21 protein-coding genes are annotated in these 21,507 nt (G+C 35.0%); 18 read left to right on the forward strand and 3 right to left on the reverse strand.

The window, feature by feature from the left end; all coding sequences use genetic code 11:
* Positions 1 to 153 precede the first annotated feature (153 nt).
* From ABH957_RS13445 to ABH957_RS13510, 13 genes are all read left to right on the forward strand, one after another.
* The gene (locus tag ABH957_RS13445) at positions 154 to 888 is read left to right on the forward strand and encodes an MBL fold metallo-hydrolase (protein ID WP_404511428.1); all 735 of its coding nucleotides are present in this window, start codon (positions 154 to 156) and stop codon (positions 886 to 888) included.
* Positions 889 to 897: 9 nt separating this feature from the next.
* A complete protein-coding gene (gene lplA / locus ABH957_RS13450) occupies positions 898 to 1,887 on the forward strand; it encodes a lipoate--protein ligase (protein WP_098763220.1) in 990 nt (329 codons plus the stop codon).
* A 213-nt stretch (positions 1,888 to 2,100) separates the two neighbouring features.
* Positions 2,101 to 2,526, forward strand: coding sequence for a hypothetical protein (locus tag ABH957_RS13455; protein WP_404511432.1), 426 nt, complete (start codon positions 2,101 to 2,103; stop codon positions 2,524 to 2,526).
* A 177-nt stretch (positions 2,527 to 2,703) separates the two neighbouring features.
* The gene (locus tag ABH957_RS13460) at positions 2,704 to 4,236 is read left to right on the forward strand and encodes a fatty acid--CoA ligase family protein (protein ID WP_404455832.1); all 1,533 of its coding nucleotides are present in this window, start codon (positions 2,704 to 2,706) and stop codon (positions 4,234 to 4,236) included.
* Positions 4,237 to 4,421: 185 nt separating this feature from the next.
* A complete protein-coding gene (locus ABH957_RS13465) occupies positions 4,422 to 4,673 on the forward strand; it encodes a hypothetical protein (protein ID WP_000435463.1) in 252 nt (83 codons plus the stop codon).
* Positions 4,674 to 4,770: 97 nt separating this feature from the next.
* On the forward strand, positions 4,771 to 5,793 hold the full coding sequence (locus tag ABH957_RS13470; protein ID WP_404511434.1) for an S-layer homology domain-containing protein: 1,023 nt from the start codon (positions 4,771 to 4,773) through the stop codon (positions 5,791 to 5,793).
* Positions 5,794 to 6,026: 233 nt separating this feature from the next.
* Complete coding sequence (locus ABH957_RS13475; protein WP_404511436.1) at positions 6,027 to 7,082, forward strand: sulfate ABC transporter substrate-binding protein; 1,056 nt, start codon at positions 6,027 to 6,029, stop codon at positions 7,080 to 7,082.
* Positions 7,083 to 7,103: 21 nt separating this feature from the next.
* Positions 7,104 to 7,931 (forward strand): sulfate ABC transporter permease subunit CysT, encoded by an 828-nt coding sequence (gene cysT, locus ABH957_RS13480; RefSeq protein WP_404511438.1) that lies wholly within the window; start codon positions 7,104 to 7,106, stop codon positions 7,929 to 7,931.
* A gap of 11 nt (positions 7,932 to 7,942) precedes the next feature.
* Positions 7,943 to 8,800, forward strand: coding sequence for a sulfate ABC transporter permease subunit CysW (gene cysW, locus ABH957_RS13485; protein ID WP_215598961.1), 858 nt, complete (start codon positions 7,943 to 7,945; stop codon positions 8,798 to 8,800).
* A gap of 12 nt (positions 8,801 to 8,812) precedes the next feature.
* On the forward strand, positions 8,813 to 9,886 hold the full coding sequence (locus ABH957_RS13490) for a sulfate/molybdate ABC transporter ATP-binding protein (RefSeq protein WP_002125843.1): 1,074 nt from the start codon (positions 8,813 to 8,815) through the stop codon (positions 9,884 to 9,886).
* 474 nt (positions 9,887 to 10,360) lie between these two features.
* Positions 10,361 to 11,275, forward strand: coding sequence for a hypothetical protein (locus tag ABH957_RS13500; protein ID WP_404511440.1), 915 nt, complete (start codon positions 10,361 to 10,363; stop codon positions 11,273 to 11,275).
* Between the two features lie 238 nt (positions 11,276 to 11,513).
* A complete protein-coding gene (locus tag ABH957_RS13505; RefSeq protein ID WP_404511509.1) occupies positions 11,514 to 12,362 on the forward strand; it encodes a hypothetical protein in 849 nt (282 codons plus the stop codon).
* Between the two features lie 1,081 nt (positions 12,363 to 13,443).
* Positions 13,444 to 14,550 carry a metallophosphoesterase gene (locus tag ABH957_RS13510; protein ID WP_113936559.1) on the forward strand — a complete coding sequence of 369 codons (1,107 nt, stop codon included), beginning with the start codon at positions 13,444 to 13,446 and terminating at the stop codon, positions 14,548 to 14,550.
* Between the two features lie 74 nt (positions 14,551 to 14,624).
* Here the strand turns inward: ABH957_RS13510 and ABH957_RS13515 are convergent, their stop codons facing one another.
* A complete protein-coding gene (locus ABH957_RS13515) occupies positions 14,625 to 15,515 on the reverse strand; it encodes a CPBP family intramembrane glutamic endopeptidase (protein ID WP_016093109.1) in 891 nt (296 codons plus the stop codon).
* Between the two features lie 577 nt (positions 15,516 to 16,092).
* Between ABH957_RS13515 and ABH957_RS13520 the strand changes: the two genes are divergently transcribed.
* The 5 genes from ABH957_RS13520 to ABH957_RS13540 all read left to right on the forward strand — a co-directional run bounded on the left by ABH957_RS13520 (position 16,093) and on the right by ABH957_RS13540 (position 19,784).
* Positions 16,093 to 16,650 (forward strand): TetR/AcrR family transcriptional regulator, encoded by a 558-nt coding sequence (locus ABH957_RS13520; protein ID WP_002087086.1) that lies wholly within the window; start codon positions 16,093 to 16,095, stop codon positions 16,648 to 16,650.
* Positions 16,651 to 16,664: 14 nt separating this feature from the next.
* Positions 16,665 to 17,027: a DMT family transporter gene (locus ABH957_RS13525; protein ID WP_016093107.1), complete on the forward strand. Its 363-nt coding sequence runs from the start codon at positions 16,665 to 16,667 to the stop codon at positions 17,025 to 17,027.
* Entirely contained in the window at positions 17,024 to 17,440 is a 417-nt protein-coding gene (locus ABH957_RS13530; protein WP_016093106.1) for a YvaD family protein, read from the forward strand. Before ABH957_RS13525 ends, ABH957_RS13530 begins: the two co-directional genes overlap by 4 nt.
* Positions 17,441 to 17,710: 270 nt before the next feature.
* Positions 17,711 to 18,688 carry an HD domain-containing protein gene (locus ABH957_RS13535; RefSeq protein ID WP_113937629.1) on the forward strand — a complete coding sequence of 326 codons (978 nt, stop codon included), beginning with the start codon at positions 17,711 to 17,713 and terminating at the stop codon, positions 18,686 to 18,688.
* 484 nt (positions 18,689 to 19,172) lie between these two features.
* Positions 19,173 to 19,784 carry a hypothetical protein gene (locus ABH957_RS13540; RefSeq protein WP_113937630.1) on the forward strand — a complete coding sequence of 204 codons (612 nt, stop codon included), beginning with the start codon at positions 19,173 to 19,175 and terminating at the stop codon, positions 19,782 to 19,784.
* Between the two features lie 67 nt (positions 19,785 to 19,851).
* Here ABH957_RS13540 and ABH957_RS13545 read toward each other — a convergent pair whose 3' ends face one another.
* Both ABH957_RS13545 and ABH957_RS13550 read right to left on the reverse strand, forming a co-directional pair.
* The gene (locus tag ABH957_RS13545; RefSeq protein WP_404491222.1) at positions 19,852 to 20,973 is read right to left on the reverse strand and encodes an anti-sigma factor; all 1,122 of its coding nucleotides are present in this window, start codon (positions 20,971 to 20,973) and stop codon (positions 19,852 to 19,854) included.
* A gap of 5 nt (positions 20,974 to 20,978) precedes the next feature.
* Positions 20,979 to 21,464 (reverse strand): RNA polymerase sigma factor, encoded by a 486-nt coding sequence (locus ABH957_RS13550; RefSeq protein ID WP_002125854.1) that lies wholly within the window; start codon positions 21,462 to 21,464, stop codon positions 20,979 to 20,981.
* Positions 21,465 to 21,507: the final 43 nt, after the last annotated feature.

The following is a 21,507-nucleotide window of genomic DNA, read 5'->3' on the forward strand; positions in this document are numbered from 1 at the left end:
ACAAAAGTCAACAACTGTTTTATAACAAAATGAAAATTAATGAAAAAGTTTAGGAAATGGATTATAGTTAACAATGTAGGATGTAAGTAAAAAACTTTCTCAAGTACGGAGAAAAACGGCATTCCTACGCGGTTTTAGAAAGGATGGATACATATGAAGATGACTGTTGTCGGCTTTTGGGGCGGCTTTCCAGAAGCGGGAGAAGCAACGTCGGGGTATTTGTTTGAACACGATGGTTTTCGTTTACTTGTAGACTGTGGCAGTGGTGTACTAGCACAGCTTCAAAAATATATAACACCATCTCATATAGATGCAGTTGTACTGTCGCACTATCATCACGATCATGTTGCAGACATTGGGGTATTGCAATATGCGAGATTAATTATGAGCGGGGCGAAGGGACAACTACCGGAATTACCAATATACGGTCATACGTTTGATGAGAATGGATTCCATTCTTTAACACATGAACCGCATACGAAAGGAATCGCGTACAACCCAGAAGAAACACTTCAAGTTGGACCGTTCTCCATTTCATTCTTAAAAACTGTTCATCCTGTTACATGCTTTGCGATGCGTATTACAGCTGGTAGTGACGCTGTAGTATATAGCGCTGATTCAAGTTATATTCCTGAGTTTATTCCGTTCACAAAAGATGCTAATCTTTTCATTTGTGAGTGTAATATGTATGCACATCAAGAGGCTGCAAAAGCAGGGCATATGAATAGTACAGAAGTAGCAAGTATTGCGAAAGATGCAAATGTAAAAGAACTTTTATTAACGCACTTACCGCATACAGGAAACCCATCTGATTTAGTAACAGAAGCAAAACAAATTTTCAGTGGCCATATTACGCTAGCGCATAGTGGCTACGTATGGAATTCATGAGGTGATACGATGTTATTTATTGATAATAAAGGGATTACAGATCCTAGAATAAACTTAGCAATTGAAGAATATTGTGTGAAGAATTTAGATATTAACGAAACATATTTATTGTTCTACATTAACGAACCTTCAATTATCATTGGTAAAAACCAAAACACAGTAGAAGAAATTAATGCAGATTACGTAAAAGAACAAGGTATTCATGTTGTTCGTCGTCTATCAGGCGGAGGCGCAGTATATCATGATTTAGGAAACTTAAACTTCAGCTTTATTACGAAAGATGATGGAGATAGTTTCAGCAACTTCAAAAAGTTCACAGAGCCTGTAACGAAAGCGCTTGGTAAATTAGGCGTAAATGCAGAACTAAGTGGTCGTAACGATATTTTAGCTGAAGGTAGAAAAATTTCAGGTAACGCGCAGTTCTCAACGAAAGGTCGTATGTTTAGTCACGGTACGTTACTATTTGACTCTGAAATCGATCACGTTGTATCAGCACTTAAAGTGAAAATGGATAAAATTCAATCAAAAGGCATTAAATCAATCCGTAGCCGCGTTGCGAATATTACAGAGTTCTTAAACGAAAAAATGACGACAGAAGAGTTTAGACAACTTCTTCTAGAAACAATTTTCGAAGGAGAAACAGAAATTCCAACGTACGAATTAACAGAAAATGATTGGAAAGAAATCCATAAACTTTCTGAAGAGCGCTACCAAAATTGGGATTGGAACTACGGAAAATCTCCGAAGTTCAACTTACAACATTCACACCGCTTCCCAGTTGGACAAGTTGACGTTCGTCTTGAAGTGAAAAAAGGAACAGTAACAGAATGTAAAATTTACGGTGATTTCTTCGGATCACTAGATGTTCATGACATTGAAGAGCGTCTAACAGGCGTACAATTTGATAAAGATGCATTCACCGTAGCTTTAGAAGGCGTAGATATCGCACGCTACTTCGGTAATATTACAACAGAAGATTTCTTGCATTTATTCTTCTAAAAATGAGGGAGGCTGCCGTAACGGGTAGCCTCTTTTTTTTGCGTAGATTGTCGCGTTTTGTCGGTAAGTCGATATATTTTAAAAATCACTGATATATTTCGAGTTGCGGTCGATAAATTCGAAAAATTGCTTATATAATTTCATTCACCATAAAATCACAGGACATTGGCCCCTCGTAAAGGAATATATATATTCAAAAGGAGGCGGATCGAAATGAAAAGGGTAATGTACGTCGTATTATTGCTCAGCTTCGTCATCGGAATGACAGCTTGTAACGATGAAACGTCCTCAAGTCGCACACTTTTATCTATTGGAAAGCCTGCGAAGGATAATGTCATATATTTTACGCATACAAATAACAAACAAAAAATAAATGATATACAAACTATGTTTCAAAATAAGAAATGGAAAAGAAATGAAACGTTTAGTAGCGTTGGTAAAACGCCAGATGTTGTCTTGTCGATAGATGAGGACAATAAAGGATTACCGACACTATATGTTACAGTCTACTTGCATAAAAATGGAGCGGACGCTCTCAATTTGTATGGAGAGTATACGGCTTTAAATAAAGAGGAAGTTGAAAAACTTAGGGGAAAGATGAGTGCATATTATCCTACAATGATTTTAGCTATAGTTTAACTATATGTTTGTACCTGTTTCTTTCACATATAATTCTCGTATCTTACTAAAGTGTTCTGGAAGAAAGTGGTCGATGTATATTCGATTAATAGAATATCACTTGCTACTTTAATTTTCTTTTAATATAATTAATTTAGAATTTTTAAATATTCTAAATTTTATAAAGGTGGGGTTTGTGTGAATCTCGTTCAATCTTTGGCTGAAACGGCAAAAAAGAAGGGGGATAAACCGGCGTACATATTTATGGATCAGTCGGTCTCTTATGACCAATTAAACAAAGTGGTCACTAGGTTTTCTAGTAATTTAGCAAAAATGGGTGTTGGAAAAGGGGACAATGTCGCATTAGCTGTAGGCAATTCACCACATTTTTTAGTAGGTTTATACGGAACGATGAAAGCCGGAGCAACTGTCATTCCGATTAATCCAATTTATACAGCAGACGAAATACATTACATATTACAAAATGGAGATGTAAAAACAATCATTGTACTCGACGTCCTTCTACCTGTTATACAATCTCTTACAACAAGACTTCCTTCACTTGAAAATATCATCATATGCGAAACCTCATCAGATTTTAACCATACAGAAACTGAAAAAATGAAAACGTTTACTAGTTTTGTAGGAACTGGAGATGTAACTTACGAAGGTCCTGAACTAGATGAAGAAGATGTAGCTGTTATTTTATACACTTCAGGTACAACTGGAAAGCCAAAAGGCGCTATGTTAACACATAAAAATTTATATAGTAATGCAAGCGATGTGGCGTCGTATTTACAATATACTGCGGACGATCGCGTCGTTGCGGCACTGCCGATGTTCCATGTATTTTGCTTAACAGTGGCGGTCAATGCGCCGATTGTGAACGGGGCGACTATTTTAATGTTACCGAAATTTAGTCCGAAAGAAGTATTCCGTATTTGTCGCACGTACGAACCAACGATTTTTGCTGGTGTACCGACAATGTACAATTATTTATATTTATTCGAAGAAGCAAGCGCAGAAGATGTGAAGACGCTTCGCCTTTGTATTTCAGGTGGTGCGTCAATGCCTGTTGCCCTTCTGCAAAACTTTGAAAAACGTTTTGACGTTATCGTTTCAGAAGGATACGGTTTATCAGAAGCATCACCAGTTACTTGTTTTAACCCGTTAGACCGTCCTCGTAAACCAGGATCAATCGGTACAAATATTTGGCACGTAGAAAATAAAATTGTGAACGAACTTGGGGAAGAAGTACCTATAGGCGCAGTTGGGGAATTAATTGTTCGCGGACCTAACGTTATGAAGGGTTACTATAATGCGCCAGAAGATACTACGGCGACAATTAAAGATGGCTGGCTATATACAGGAGACTTAGCGAAAATGGATGAAGAGGGTTACTTCTATATCGTCGATCGCAAAAAAGATATTGTTTTAGTTGGCGGTTATAACGTATATCCTCGTGAAGTAGAGGAAGTATTATATACTCATGATTCGGTAGCTGAAGTTGTCGTAATCGGTGTTCCTGATGAAAACTTAGGAGAAGCAGTGCGAGCTTACGTCGTTCTGAAACAAACGAACGTAACAGAAGAGGAGCTTATGCATTATTGCGCGTTACATTTAGCAAAATATAAAGTGCCAAAGAGCATTGAGTTTTTAACAGAATTGCCGAAGAATACAACTGGTAAGTTGTTACGAAGAGCTTTGAGAGAGAAGGCATTGCAAGTGTAAAAATAAAGATATCCATCTCTATGACTGCATGTTTAGAGATGGATATCTTTTTGTCCTGTAAAAGCTGGATTAGTTTGGATGGACAAAATTCCTACTGATTAAAGTTTCACGTTATTTTTTAGAATTGGTTAAGCTATAAGCCCATATATTTAAAACGTAATATTGCTAATAAGGAGGAGATATACGTGGAGCAGAAGGAATTACGCTTAAGGAAAGTACAATATCTTATTTGTGACATTATGGATGAAATGAATATGGAGAGTGAAAAGAAGAACTTAGAAACATTGCAAAAGGTAATTGATCACCTTTCAGGGGCGATTGGGGATTTAGTGGATCCATCGGGTACGTATTCATTAGACTATTTAGAGAGAAAAGTGCATACGGCTCATTATTTATTGTTTAAAAATGATCGGAAAGCATATTTATGTAATAAATAGGTAGTATTCGTTTAAATTTTTATTTGACATTGATAATCATTATCAATATGATAGTTATGTTGGGTATATTCATATAAAGGGAGATGTCGTATTGATAATGATTAAGAAAAAATATATTAATGCATTCGTTATAGCCGCAACTTTAGCAGTTCCATTTAGCGGTATTATGGCGCCAATTGCAAAAGCAGATGTGATTGAAATGAAGGCAGCTAGTAAACTTGCAGATGGTACATATGACGTTATTTTAAAAACGTATAAAGATCAAACGAATGAAACATCTGTTGCTTCTACATATTTAAAAAATGCAAAAGTAACAATTCAAGGTGACAAAAAAATCGTTACGTTAACAGTGCAAGATAGTAGCTATTTCCAGTATCTTAAAGTAGAAGATACTAATAAATTAGGGACATTCCATGATGTAAAAGTGATCTCTGAAGATAAAACAAATAATGGTACGAAAGTTGTTCAATTTGAAATCGATGAGTTCTCGAAAAAATATAATATGCAAATGCACATATTAATTCCAGCAATTAAATATGATCATAAATATCAAGTGCAGTTTGAAATCGATGCGAGTGCAATTGAAAAGAAATCTAAGTTCTCAGATGTACCGACTTGGGCACAAGAGTCAGTTCAATATTTAGTAGACAAAGAGGCAGTACACGGTAAGCCAGATGGTACATTTGCACCAGCCGAAAATATCGATCGTGGTTCAGCAGCAAAAATATTAGCTACTGTTTTAGGGTTAGAAATTAATAAAGATGAGAAGCCATCATTCCGCGATGCTCAAAATCATTGGGCTACACCATACATCGCAGCAGTTGAAAAAGCTGGTATTGTAAAAGGTGATGAGCAGGGTAACTTCAATCCGAGTGGACTAATTAACCGTGCATCAATGGCTACTATGCTAGTAAATGCATATAAATTAGAAAGAAATGAAAATATTAAATTACCAAAAGAATTTGCGGACTTAAAAAATCATTGGGGCGCGAAGTATGCCAATATTTTAATCCAAGAAAATATTTCAGTTGGAACAGATAATGGTTGGGCTCCAGATAAATCGGTAAGCCGCGCAGAAGCAGCTCAATTTATTGCGAAGACAGATAAGTTAAAGAAATAAATCGAAACTAAAATCAGTGGGATTCCATTCCCGCTGATTTTTAGCTTGTATGAAGTTTCTTATATAATAATTCTAAATTCCAAGTTGACACATGTGAATTACGGAATTAAAATGGAAAGAAATCAAACAGAATACAATAGAAGCTCATCAGAGAAACTGAAGGCGCACAACGTTCACTTTTGTGAATAGATTGTGTGCCTTTTTCTATTGTACAAACTAAGGGGGCTTTATATATGAAACAGTGGAGTAAGACAGCATTAATGAAAAGTACAGGTGTTTTATTATCAGCATTTGTCCTTTTGTCAGGGTGTGATTCGGCAACATCCACTAACAATTCTGAAGGAAGTGCAGATAAGAAGACAGTCGAACTTTTAAATGTTTCATATGATCCAACGCGTGAGTTATATCAAGATTTCAATAAAGACTTTGCGAAGTATTGGAAAGAGAAGCATGGTCAAACAGTAAATGTAAAGCAATCACACGGGGGATCTGGAAGTCAGGCACGCTCCGTTATTGACGGCTTAGAAGCAGACGTTGTAACACTAGCGCTCGCTTATGATATTGACGCGATTAGTAAGAAGAAACAACTAGCAGAAGATTGGCAGAAGCGACTTGCGGATAATTCTACTCCGTATACATCAACGATTGTATTTCTTGTTAGAAAGGGAAACCCGAAAGGAATTAAAGATTGGGATGATTTAACGAAAAAAGGTGTGTCTGTCATTACACCAAACCCGAAAACATCTGGGGGAGCACGGTGGAACTATTTAGGGGCGTGGGGATATGCACTGAAGAAATATAACAATAGTGAAGATAAAGCGAAAGAGTTTGTCGGTCAAATTTATAAAAACGTGGAAGTACTAGATTCAGGAGCACGCGGGGCAACGACGACTTTCGTTGAAAAAGGAATTGGTGATGTGTTAATCGCTTGGGAAAATGAAGCGTTATTATCACAAAAAGAACTTGGAAAAGATAAATTCGAAATTGTAACACCTTCGATTAGTATACTTGCCGAGCCGCCAGTAGCAGTTGTAGACAAAGTCGTTGATAAAAAAGGAACGAAAAAAGTAGCAGAAGGATATCTTGAATATTTGTATTCAGAAAAAGGGCAAGAAATTGCGGCGAAAAACTTTTATCGCCCTCGTAATGAAAAAGTAGCAGAAAAGTACGCATCACAATTTCCGAAAGTTCAATTATTTACAGTTGATGAACTATTTGGAGGCTGGAAAAAAGCACAAGAAAAGCATTTTAATGATGGCGGCGTATTCGATCAAATGTATAAAAAATAAGGGGGGATGAGGTGACGTTATATGAGGAAGAAGCGTGTCTTACCAGGGTTTGGATTATCTCTTGGATTTACAATGCTGTATATGAGCTTATTCGTACTTATACCACTTTCTATCGTATTTATTCAAACTTCGCAGCTAGGCTGGAAGAAGTTTGCTGGGGTTATAACGAGTGAGCGCGTGTTGCATTCCTATCAAGTAAGTTTCACAACTTCACTTGCAGCGGCAATCGTAAATGCCATTTTTGGTTTATTAATTGCTTGGGTACTCGTTCGCTACACATTTCCAGGGAAGCGGTTATTAGACGGACTAATCGATTTACCATTCGCTCTTCCGACTGCTGTAGCTGGTATTACACTTACGATGCTTTATGCGGAAAATGGCTTTATTGGAAAAATATTTAGTGTGTTTCATATAAAAGTAGCTTTTACCCAGCTCGGCATTATTGTGGCGCTTACGTTTATTGGCTTACCCTTTGTCGTTCGAATGGTGCAACCAGTGCTGCAAAGTATTGATAAAGAAGTAGAAGAAGCAGCTTCTAGTTTAGGGGCATCACGCTTTCAAATATTTGTGAAAATCGTTTTGCCAGAAATATTCCCGGCCTTGCTTGCTGGTTTTTCACTCGCCTTTGCTCGGGCGTTAGGGGAATATGGATCTGTCGTGTTCATTGCAGGTAATATGCCGATGAAAACAGAAATTGCACCGCTTATGATTATGACGAAACTAGAACAATATGATTATGCAGGCGCAACAGCTGTAGCGGCTGTGATGCTTATTATTTCTCTCTTTTTCCTACTATTTATTAATATGATTCAAACTTGGAGCAGAAGGCATGAACTGAAAAGCGAATAGGAGGGGAGAAAATGGAACCAACATTATTAGAAAAGAAAATAGTAAAAAGCGTATCAGCTAAAAAAGACTTTAAGTTTGTACCAATTTTATTCATTACGATAACAATTTTATTTTTATCTCTCTTTCTATTACTGCCGCTCGTGACAATTTTTATGAAAGCATTCGAACGAGGAATTGATGTATATATTGCCGCTGTAACAGATCAAGAAGCATTTTTGGCAATCAGGTTAACACTTCTCGTTGCATTAATTGTTGTACCGCTGAATACGATATTCGGAATAGCAGCAGCTTGGCTTATTACGAAGTTTCAGTTTAAAGGAAAGCAAGTATTATTATCTCTTATTGAACTGCCGTTTGCTGTATCACCAGTCATTGCAGGATTAGTATTCGTTTTACTTTTCACACCTCGTGCGAATCTTGGCGGATGGTTAATGGAACACGGGATAAAGCTCATCTTCTCTGTCCCTGGTATTATCATTGCGACGATCTTTGTTACGTTTCCATTCGTTGCGCGTGAATTAATCCCGGTTATGCAGGCGCAAGGGAAAAGTGAAGAAGAAGCGGCTCTATCACTTGGCGCAAGCGGATGGAAAATGTTTTGGCGCGTTACATTACCTAATATAAAATGGGGCCTTTTATACGGCATGATTTTATGTAATGCCCGGGCCATTGGTGAATTCGGCGCCGTTTCCGTTGTATCTGGTCACGTGCGCGGCATGACAAATACGATGCCGCTTCATATTGAAATTTTGTACAATGAATATCAATTTTCAGCAGCGTTCGCTGTGGCGACTTTAATGTCACTCATCGCAGTTTTTACGCTCGTTATAAAAAACTGGATTGAATGGAGAATGGAAAAACGACAATAAGGAGTGAGTGCGGTGAGTATTCAAATTCAAAATGTATCAAAACAATATGGTACATTTCAAGCGCTGACAGACATTCATTTAGATATTCCAAAAGGAGAACTGGTCGCTTTATTAGGCCCATCAGGTTCTGGGAAAACGACGTTATTACGAATTATTGCAGGCCTAGAAGAAGCGGATGGAGGTTCGATTTCTTTTGATGGGGAAGATTTAACTGATATTCACGTGAAAAACCGGCAAGTCGGTTTCGTCTTCCAGCACTATGCACTTTTTAAACATATGAATGTATTTGAAAATGTCGCTTTCGGTTTAAAAGTAAGAAAGAAAAACTTACGACCTTCAGCTGAAGTAATAAAAGAAAAAGTAACAGAACTATTGAAACTAGTAAAAATGGATGGTTTCGCAAAACGTTATCCAGCGCAATTATCTGGCGGACAACGCCAACGTATCGCACTAGCCCGGGCACTTGCAGTCGAACCGAAAATTTTATTGCTAGATGAACCGTTTGGTGCACTTGATGCAAAAGTGCGGAAAGAATTGCGAAGATGGCTCCGGAAACTACATGACGAATTTCAAATTACAAGCGTATTCGTAACGCATGACCAAGAAGAAGCGTTAGACGTTGCGGACCGCATCGTTGTAATGAATGAAGGACGCATTGAACAAATGGGAACGCCGGAAGAAGTATATGAAAAACCAGCAAGTCCGTTCGTATACGACTTTTTAGGAAACGTGAATTTATTTCACGGCCGCGTTCATAAAGGTAAACTAAATGTAGGATCGGTGGAGCTAGAAGCACCAGAGCATAAGCACGTTTCAAACGTAGACGGAGTGGGATACGTAAGACCACATCACCTATCAATCGATCGTACGAAACAAAGTATAGATGCCATCCCGGCGAAAGTAACATACTCTCACGCAGTTGGCCCTGTCGTATATGTAGAATTGAAGCGCGACGGAACAGATGAGTATCTAGAAGCAGAAATTAGTAAAGAGCAGTTTAGACAGCTAGGCATTCAAACAGGTGAGTTTGTATACGTACATCCGAGAGAAGTGAAAGTGTTTATTCCGGAGGATTTTGTTATTTAATAATAAGGTGCAGTCCCTATATGAGTACGTATAGGGGCTGCATTTTTTTGTTTTTGGGATAAGGATTTTTAGAAAAAATTGATGCTACTGATTGGTATATTAAGGGGAATAGGTAATGAAGGAAAGTTATTTTATGGGTTTAATTTCTTGTGTTTCCATTATTCATTCATCGCAAATAAGATAGATAGTACACCTTGTTTGATGTTTATTCGTATAAGAAAATATTTTAATTCATTTGCGCTAACGTTTTAAACGCGACATTACAAAATGGAAGAAGTAAATCTTGCATATATGATAGTTTTAGAAACCGTACAAGTGTTAAAGTTGTAGAGAGTGGAAAAGAAATAAAGTCTGTAACAGCAACATTCAGTGATGGAAATCAGCTTGTATCGATTGTAAAAGTATAAATATAAAGAAGGTTTTCAGGAGTGAGGGGAATTAGATTATTACTGATTCATTGGAGGTTTGTTAATTGTGGAAAAACTTGTATTTAATCAGCGGATGGATTTTTCATGTGTAGAAGGGGAAATTCTCTGTATTGCAACGGGAAATAAACAAGATATTATAATTTTAGTATTGGATAAAAAGGTTACAGACATTTATTATTATAAAATTATACACTCGTTGAAATCTGGCGTTTTGAAACAATATACTATAGAAAATAATCAATATTTTAACTTCATTCAACCTTTAGGAGAAAATTGGATTTTGGTTAAAAGTTTCGTTGAGAAAAAGGAAGATACAACGGCTACAATTTTTGATAAAAAAGGAAATATCATTACTTCATATTATTTGGGAAATGGAATAAAATATTTTCAAGTTGATGAAGAAGAACATTTATTGGTTGGCTATAGTGAAGAAGGTATATTTACTTCTGTAGATGAATTGTTTATTTCAGATGAAGAGTTCGATTCGATAGATTGGGAAAATATATATGATACTAATAAATTGGAAAAGAGCGGACTAGCTATTTTCTCTAAAAATGGCGATTTAATTACTAATGAATTCAATAATTCAATAAGGAGATCTGTCTGTGATTGTACAGCAATACATATACAGAAGACAGGGAATATTTTAATGTCTTACTATAACGAGCAAGGAACACATACATTCACACAAATTAATAAAGAACGATATGAACAAGTTATTCTGTATGAAACAGCATTGAATCATACATCACTATGTTTAAAAATAAAAAATACTATTATCTTTGATGTAGATACTAATCAAATACATGCATATTCACTTGCAAATAAAAAAATATCAACTTTATTAATAGTAGATAGTGATGGAAATCCTATTCAATTTGAGTATATTTTTTCAAGGGATCAAACAATATATGCTGTTAAAGAGAACAGCGTATATTGTTGGGAGCAACATGGAATTTAAAAAGATAGAGAATAAATAGGGAAATGATTTGTAATTACTTTTGGTATTTATGGTGTTGGTACTTACTTGTATATTCGGTTTGCTTTTAGAGGCTATTAGTTTAGTAATTGGGAAGGAAGAAGATCTTTTACTATTAGAAAAACAAGTGAAAGAGGCGAAAGCGTCAAACTTATTAAGATTCAGGAGGTTTAATGCTTATTTTTTTATGTTCAGAATAAATGAGAGGGTTTTGATGTATATGAAAGATATTGTGTGTAAAGAGTTAATAAGTTTTAAGTCTATTGTTGAAGCCTATCAGTTTAAAAAAATGAGTTTGGATTATAAACAAAATGTAATGTTACTAGTACAAGACAAGCAGAATCGACCTTGTATTATTTATTTGGATAAAAATAATGTGAATATAAGTAAATTCAATTTAAACGTAGATATCGATGTTGAATCTGTCCAATGTATGCAACGAATTGGAGAGAGATGGTTACTTATATTTAATTATGAAGAAGATAATGCGGTTATTTATAATTCGGACGGAAGTGAACATTGTAAGTTTTATGCCGGAGAAGGGATTCAAGATTGTCAGGTTGATGTGAATGAAGATATATGGGTTAGTTATTGTGATGAAGGGGTTTTCGGAGAGTGCCCAATTGGAGTAAATGGTATAGTTGCTTTTGATTCTAAAGGTCAATTTATTTTTGATAGTTATGATCAATATGTAGAAAAATATAATATACCTTATATAGATGATTGTTATGCAATGAACGTTATAGATGGAGACGTTTGGCTCTATTATTATTCAGAATTTCCTTTAGTTCAAATGAAAGATAAAAAAATTCATATGTCATGGAATGAAATAAATTTAATTAGGGAAATATGGTCGGAAAGTTTTGCGGTCGCTCAAGATAAAGTAGTATTCATTACTCTAGACAAAAAGTTGGTTGTTTATGATTTAAATAATAATCATGTGCATGATATGAATCTTCGTAATGAACTAGGAGAACCGATTCAATTTGTTACTTATTATAGCCGCGGATCTGTTATGTATTTTCAGACGGATGATACGCTATATTATGTTGAGTTACTTAATATATGAGGATGATAAATATGAACGAACGATTAAAGAGAATTGCAATGTTAAGAGAAAGGATTGTCTTTATACGCAGGGTTTTATCTTTGGTATTCTACAGGTAAACATAATTATAAACAGCAAAATAGGCCAGCCTATAACAAGGAATATGTGAATAAAGCTGCTAGAAAAGCAGGTTAAAATTAAGTCTCAAAGCATTTGTGGGCGTTAGATTAATAGAAAATGCTTATGTTTTGGATAGGCAGTATACAAAGGACATAAACAAACATATAAAAACTAGCGTTAAAATAATAAAAAATCCAGAAAGTGATCTTGGTGAATTTGATGATGAATTTTAATAGTATAGACAATTTATTTTTGATACTTTTAAAGTATCCAGTACGTATAATTTTAATATGTATTGGAATCGGCTGGATTTTTAAATGTATCAAACAAGGTTTCTTATTTTCAGCCGCACTTATGTTAACGATACTTACACTACTTTTTATTGTTACATTTACAGACATATTAGCGTCTGTTTTAAATGGTATTCCCCTTGCTATACAATATAGTGGTGTAGTATTTTTGGTAATACTATCATGTATTATATTTGACTATGAATCTTCTCGTCAGTGAACTACTCACAACTTATCGTTCTTGCAGACTGTTTTCTATGTATGTGTGTTGGGATAGCCAGTGGGATTTAAAAAAAGAAAAGTAGCTCTTATAATTAAGTGAAAATATAGCGAAATCAGCGGTCAAAGGAGCGCTATTCACTGGTAGTAAAGCTGGTGGAGGGATAGGACTGATTCCGGACGTGGCGGTTTTTGTAGATGGATATTATAAGGTGTATAAAAAAGGATATACGGATTATAGACCGAAAAAAACTAATTCTAAGAAAAGGTGGTTTTAATATATCAGTTACAAAAAAATGTCCGATTTAATGCCAGAGGATCACAAATAGCAGGTTACTATAAAGAAAACCTGTAAAAATAACTTTGTGCTGTAGCAGATAAAGCAGCTTATTACGGTCCGTTTGGAATGCTTAATATTTACGTTATTGGTACATAACAAGATATAATAGAAGAAATCAATAAGGAGGCTAGCAGTGAAAAATTTTCGTTATCTCAATATATTCACTATTTTAATTGTATACACACTACTCATGTTTTACATCGGCTGGAACGGATGGATTTGGCTCAGTACGGTGTTCGGCTGGGAATCTTGGGGATATTACGCTTTCATAGTCGGATTTATTTCATATGCGTACATTCTCGTACAAGTGTTTAAATTCCTTCCTTTCCTGCGAACGGTCGGTTCAATTTGGTTTGCGGTTATACAATACGCGCTTATGTTATTGCCGTTAGCCGATATTACAGTTTTCCTTCTACAGTTTTCAATGGAGAAAGAGACGGCAATTGTTTGGACAGGATTGGCCGTGTTACTTGCGTTCATCTTTATTTTTGCGTATGGAGTATTCAACGCATATAGTCCAGTAGTAAGAAAGTACGAAGTGCACATACCGAAAAAAGTAGAAGGGCGTAAAAGTTTACGCATTGCGATGGCCTCTGATATGCATTTCGGTAAACTGTCTGGAGTTGCTCATTTAAAGAGACTCGTTCGTCATGTAAATGAAATGAAACCCGATATTATTTTACTGCCGGGTGATATTATCGATGATCATCCAGGTGTGTTCATTCAAAAAAATATGGGACCAATCATGAAACAGATGAAAGCTCCATTAGGCGTATATGGTGTGTTAGGAAACCATGAATATTACGGCCGAGCTGTTCCTGAGTTTTTACAAGAGATGGATAAGATTGATATTCGTATTCTTTTAGATGAAGTCATTACAATTGAAGATGATTTTTATCTCGTCGGAAGAAGGGATAAAACAGAGCGTGATCGTCAAAGCTTTGAAAATCTAATGAGTACGGTAGATAAATCGCTTCCTGTTATCGCAATGGATCACCAACCATTTGAATTAAAACAAGCAGCGGATGCTGGCGTTGATTTACTACTATCCGGTCACACGCACCGCGGACAAATGGCACCGAATCATATTGTAACGAGAAGAATGTACGAACTAGACTGGGGATACGCACAAAAAGGTGCATTCCACGCGATTGTTTCTTCTGGGTTTGGATTCTGGGGACCACCATTAAGACTTGGAAGTAGGTCGGAAATTGTACAGGTGGAGGTTACTTTTGCATAGGGTTATATATAAAAGGGACTATACATGATTAATATGTATAGCCCATTTTAGTTTTTATTTCGCAATCGCGCCCTTTACTTGAATATAATCTCAATTAGTTGTTGTGGATGTGCATTAATTAGTCCATGGACAATAATAATTGCCCATACCTTGCGATAACGTGCCCACAAACATCCTAAGAATAGACCTACGATACCATGGTTTGCAATGACCGTAGCTGTATCAACATCCCAATGACCAGAGCCGTGTAATGCGATATGCCAGCTCGCCCATAACAATGAAGTAAGAAGAATAGCCGGCCAAATACCTAGTAATAATTCCAAACGTGTTTGCAACCAAACCCTATAAAAAAGCTCTTCAAGTACACTATTTATAAGAAACCCTACGAGTAAAATTAAGATTAAAACCGTGGGTTCCATTCTCGCTGAAACAAATGGTGTAGAGAATGTAGAAAAGAAGTTGAAGTAACCCCAGATTATAATGACAATAAGTGGTGTAAAACGATACCATCTATTATTCTCTATTGATTTTACAGATCTTGGTCGCTCTTTTTTAGGGTTACTTTTATAAAACAAAAGAAGCATTAATGGGGTGAATAATAATAAAATAATTTTAAATATCATAAACCACAATTGTAATGCCATCTCTTCAAAGTTCGTGGTGAGAAGACTAATCGTGAAGAGGGATCCACTCAAGAATAAGACAATAGCTTGAATCATGATGCGCCTTGGTTCAGACTGTTGAAGGGGATTATAGTTTTTATGATGAAATGGTAAGAAACGGACAAGGAGTATACCGACAATAACAGGGATCCACTTGTTCCAAAAAGGCATCGTGCCCTTATGATCTCCACTATAACGAATGTTTGTTTCTCCAGTCCATATAAGCCAAAGAGATGAAAGAAAAATAATAAGCATAATTATCCCACCAATTAACTTCCCCGCTTTTGGAAAATAACTACTCATAGTTATCCGACCTTTCATACTATAATTATAAATTAGTTTCCAAGTGGCTTCGTTCGCTGCATTGTACCTATCATTATTTAGGTAATATTTTTTGATGAAATTCAATAATATACTTATGTTATCAAATTTCTAACAGTATGCGACGTAATTCCTAAAAACTATAGAGTTGCGTTTAACTTTATCTAGAGCTTCATGTATCAGTATTACCCTGCAAATTAACCCGATTGTTGAACAGTCAGGTATGGCCCCTTATTTTTCATAAACCTCTGCATAAACAAATTGTAACTGTGCATGTAGTTTTTTACTTTCCGCATCTAATTTCTTAAATTTATGTGATCAAGATACTATAAATGCACCTTTATCGTCCTCAGTAATCTTATATTTTACCAGTTTTTGGTTTGCTGAAACAACGATTGAGATATTAAATAGCTGAACTAGGAGAACTAACAGACGCGATTTTAATTCGTTAAATAAAAGAGAGTTTGTGAAATACTAGTTGTGTAGGTAGTGTTAAATATTGTAAAATAAAATGGTACCAATAAAACTGAATGGGTACCAAGGGTTTAGGGGGCGGATTATGAAACAAAGAATATTAACAGAAACAATTTATCAAATTCAAACGAAGGGATTTACATTTACAATTAGTGACTTAGCAAAACAATTAGCTGTGAGTAAGAGGACAATCTATGAGCACTACTCTTCAAAAGATGAGATAGTAGATGAAGTTATTCTCAATGTTATAGAAAGTATTCAAGAAAAGGAAAAAAATATCGCTGAAGATGATACGTTACAAACAGTTGAAAAAATAAGAAGCATTTTAATTTGCACTCCACAACAATTTAAATTCATGGATGCACGTTTATTAGTAGAACTAAAAAAGAACCATTATAATCAATGGTTGAAATTAGATCAATTTTTACGTGAAGGTTGGTCTACTGTAATACGGTTAATAGAGGAGGGAATGAGGGAAGGGAGTATTAGACAAATTCAAGTTCCGTTTTTTATTGAAGTATATTTAGGAGCACTGAATCGCATATATGATCCTATGTTTATTGAAAAGAGTGAATATACATTAGGAAGTATGCTTGAATCAATTATGGACATGTTGTTGTATGGAATTTCCAATTCGAAATAGAAGGTGGGAGAATAATGCAGTGGATTTATTTATGCTTCGCAATTTTATTTGAAGTAGCTGGTACAACTGCGATGAAACTATCTGATGGATTAACGAAACTTGTCCCAAGTATTCTTATTTTTGTATTTTATGTAGTAAGTTTTTCATTTCTGTCATTTACATTAAAGGGGATGGAGATGTCCGTTGCATATGCAGTTTGGTCAGGTATGGGAATTGTAACGATTACAATAATTGGTTTTGTTTATTTTGGAGAAAGTATCAATGTAATTAAGATACTAGCGATTCTTTTTATTTTAATTGGAGTTGTAATCTTAAATTTTAATAGTGCAGCACATGAAGAGAAGAAAAAAGAAGTGGTGGAGGAGCATGTACATTGAACCGTTTAAAATATTTTTTCCTTATTACTGATATTGGGTTCGTTATGTATTGGTTCATAACAATTTTTCATATGATTCCACAAGAATATTTGTTTAAAGATTATCAAAATCCTATTTTAGTGGCATGGAATTGGTCTTTTCTACCTTTAGATTTATTAATCTCGTTGACGGGATTCTTAAGTTTGTATTTGCACTTTAAACAAAATCCTATTTGGAGCCATTTTGCGTTCGTATCATTAATTTTAACTTTTTGTTCAGGATTACAAGCTCTAGCATTTTGGACAATCCGTTTAGATTTCGATATTTCTTGGTGGATTCCTAATTTATATTTATTAGTTTATCCATGTTTTTATTTAAAAATTATTTGGAGAGAGTGTGGCTGGCATGAGATAAGAGAGAAGAAAATTCAATAGGTATAATCGGAGTGGAGGAAGAAAAGGAACTCGCCACATCGCCATCAAGTTAAGAAGTACATTGTTTCGCGAAATAAAAAAACGAACTGAATTCCCATGGACAACTATGAAGAGATAAAATTTTCTTTTTGGGATACTTTAATATCTTAGCTTGATAGAAATGAAAGTCCCCACATTTTTCAATAAAAAAAGGCTCCATATAAGGAGCGCTCAATAAAAACAAATGAATTAAAACAAATAGAAGACGCTGCTTAAAAAGGGGGATTTTAAGTGATCATATCAGATGTCATATACGGTGAGTTTAAAGTAGATAAAGTGTTAGAAGAATTAATTTTAAGTAAACCTGTGCAAAGGCTGAAAGGGGTTCATCAAGCCGGGGCAAGTTACTTAATGAATGAGAAATGGAATGTAACACGTTTTGATCATTCAGTTGGTGCTATGTTGTTAATTAAAAAGCTTGGTGGTTCAGTAGAAGAACAGATTGCTGGTTTACTGCATGACGTATCGCATACTGCTTTTTCTCATGTGATTGATTATGTTTTTGATAACGAAAATGAAAGTTATCATGAAGAAATATTTAGTGCTGTCGTGAAAAACTCGGAAATTCCGGCGATTCTTTCAAAACATGGTTATAACTATGAAGATATTTTGTTAGATGATTCGAAGTGGACATTACTTGAAAGATCTGCGCCAGAATTATGTGCAGACCGAGTGGATTACACATTACGGGATATGTTTACATATGGATATATTTCTTTAGAAGAAGTTCATAGTTTTTTAGAGGACTTAATCGAAGTAGATGGGAAAATGGTTCTTCAAAGTATCGAAATGGCAGAGTGGTTTACGAAGACGTATTACAAAGAAGTAATTGATTTCTTTATGAAACCAATGAATATTTATGGAAACGATATGTTAGCTAAAACGTTAAAATTAGCTCTTCATAAAAAGATAATCCATCCAGATGATTTTCTTCTTGAAGATCATGAGCTTATTACGAAATTACAGCTATGTAAAGATCATGAAGTAGATGCTTTATTAAGAAAAGTTCATCCAAGTATAGAAGTAAAAGAAGATAGAGATGAGTATGATCTACATCAGAAAAATAAAGTGCGTCTTATTGATCCTCCATTACTTCGTGAAGGTGAAGTTGTTCGATCGTCTGTTATATCGGAAAAAATAAGACAGATGAGCGATATCGCTTATGAAAAGGCGATAAGAGGGATGTATGTGAAAGTGATTTCTAATTAGTTTATTTGTAATAGGAAAAGGTGTCATCAATTATGATGACACCTTTTCGCTTTAAAGGGTTGTTCGTATGGAAATGTGTTACATTTTTACGAGACTATAATATTTTACCAGAGAAATACCTTTTATAGTGAAAAATAAATTTTATAAAGTTTTCCACCAAAAATAATTTGTGAAAAAAGCACTAATTTTTAATGTGACAAAAATAATATATTTTTCAATAATCGCTTTAGGATCTTTCGTTCTTTATATAGGGATTGTTATATTTTTTAAGGTAATTTAAAGTTTTTTGTCGTTTTTTGTTGTAATTTTCATATTATGATAAAGAAAATGTTCGGAATCAGCCATTATAACAGAAAAATTTTAAAAAAACAGAATTGAATCATATTGCTTATTTTAATATAATTTATTTGTTAATTAATAACATATTTAGGGTGTGATTCTTTATTGCGGTGAGAATTCTTTTTAACATAGGAGGATTTACAGAATGGTTAAAACGGCAAAACCTGAAATGATGAATGAATTAAAAGAAACAGTTTACAAATTCTTTCCGAAAAATATCGTGAAAGAAGAAGGATTGTACGAGGAGTCAAAAGAGCATAAAAAGTTTGTAGCCTTAAAAGAGAGTTTTATAAAAAACGAAAGCTCTCAAAAGGAAATTTTGTCTTTAATCGAGTCAACATTTTGTGATTATCACGTGTCAGACTATACAGATTTAAACCTATATAATTGTCTAGAATATAATGTGTTACTAAACGGAAAAGAACCGATGTTAAATGATGATATTGATTGGATAAGAAAATCAAGAGGCGAGCGCCTTGATTTAGGGGTTTTTGTTAGCTTACTTGATAAATATTATTATTACTACGTATTAAAAACAACATATGATGAAGAGTTAAGAGAGTGGGCTTTTGAAATCATTGATATAGAAATGGATACCATTTGTAAATTTGAAAAACTAATGAATACAAAAGGATTTGTAAGAGTAGAACGAGAGGTTGCTAGAACTACAATTCCTGATATAGAAACGGAATGTTTACGTATGGGGGAAGTTAACGTATTCCACGCTTTATTCACGGATTCTGTTAGTGAAATATAGGTTTTAAATTATTAAAAAGGTTGTGTAGAAAATAGCAGCTATTTTCTACACAACTTTTTCATTTTCACTAATCAAACCAATTCCAAACCTCAATATCTCCAAGAGTCGCATAACGTACGTGCGGGGAGTTTTGTAATTTTAATAATTCTTTCGACGGCCCAGTAATGACAATGCCGTATACTTTTACGCCGTTATCTTTTACATATTTATAACGTTTATCTAAGTTTAGTTCTTTCTCAGGAAGTGCTGCTATTTTACTTACCGTTTTTTTATGGATAGAAAGGACGCGCATCATTTCGATTACTTGATCTTCTGGCGTTTTGTACTTGTCTGCGTTACTACCTAGAAATCTTACATGTTCTGGAAATCCTATAGCTTCTCCGCCATGTAAGATATAGTCATCTACATTTTTTCTTTCTTGTCCTGTATCTAAAGCGTACCATACAGGAGTTGGAGGGAGTTCTTGTGCTTCGAATATGCTATATAAAAGCGGTTCTAATTCTTTTAAAGTGTAAGTTTTATCAAAAGAAATTGCTACTTCTGCAACGGTTCCCTCATGTACCTTTGCAAGTGTATCCCAAACCTTTTTAGATGCTTCTTTCAAATAATCACCTTGTTTTATTTTTGGATGAACAAAGTGGATGTTCGGTTGATAGTGCATGTTCACCCAAGATTTATGTGTGATATTTAAAGAAGATAAGAAGCTGCTCGTTTCTATTGTACCGAGAGGCATTTCTTTTTTACCAATCGTTTTGACTAAATCAAATTGGCTGTTAGTTCGAAAGAAAGCTTCTACACTTGTTCCGCCCCCCATGACGCGGCTATTTGGGATAGTTGCTTCAAGCGCAAGAGAAGGAACATCTCTTATTTCTTTTAGCCTTTTATCATTATCAGCTTGAAAGTAAAAGGCAGATAATACCCCGCCAATCATATATATAACGATACAAATTGCTAGTATAAAACCAACCGTTTGTAACCGATGTTTCCACTTAATCCTCCAAAAAGGAACTTTAAGATCTTTTGGCGGTAACCTTTTCTTAACGGGTTCGGTCTTCGCAAGCAACTCATCCAAATGCACTTCACACTCTTCGCAAGTCTCAATATGACTTTCTAGCTGCTCTTGTTCATCATGTGTGAGCGTTCCTTTTTCGTACTTCTCCCACAGTTTTTTGAATTTTTCACAACCCATCTGTATCACTCCTTTATGCTTTTCGTTTCTTTTCGTCCTCTGTGTAATTCAATTTTTACTTTTGCTAACGAGAGACCAGTCATTTCTGCTATTTCCTTATAAGAGAATCCGTAGTAATCTCGTAGTAGTAACACATTTCGTCTTTCGAGCGGAAGAGAGGATATACTTTGTAACCAACTAGCAATCTCATGTTTTACGAAATAAGAGTGTTCTGTACTTGGCACGTTTGGTAAATGGAATTCTTCAATTTGCGTTGTTTTATACTTCTTTTCTTTTCGGTACCAATCGATAAAGGCGTTGTAGGCGATTGTAAATAACCACGGCCTAATTTCTTCTCCTTTATAATAGTCAATATGGACGAGCATTCGATAAAATGTTTCTTGCATGAGATCTTCAGCACTATGAGAATCTCCGGTTAGGGAGAGAAGATAGCGAAATAAATCTTGCATATGCTCTGAGTAAATTTCTTCTAATGATTGTTTACGTTTCACTACATTTCCCTCCCTTCATACATAACAACGAAATACATATAAA

The organism is Bacillus sp. RC242, from assembly GCF_044908245.1.
Classification (GTDB): domain Bacteria; phylum Bacillota; class Bacilli; order Bacillales; family Bacillaceae_G; genus Bacillus_A; species Bacillus_A mycoides.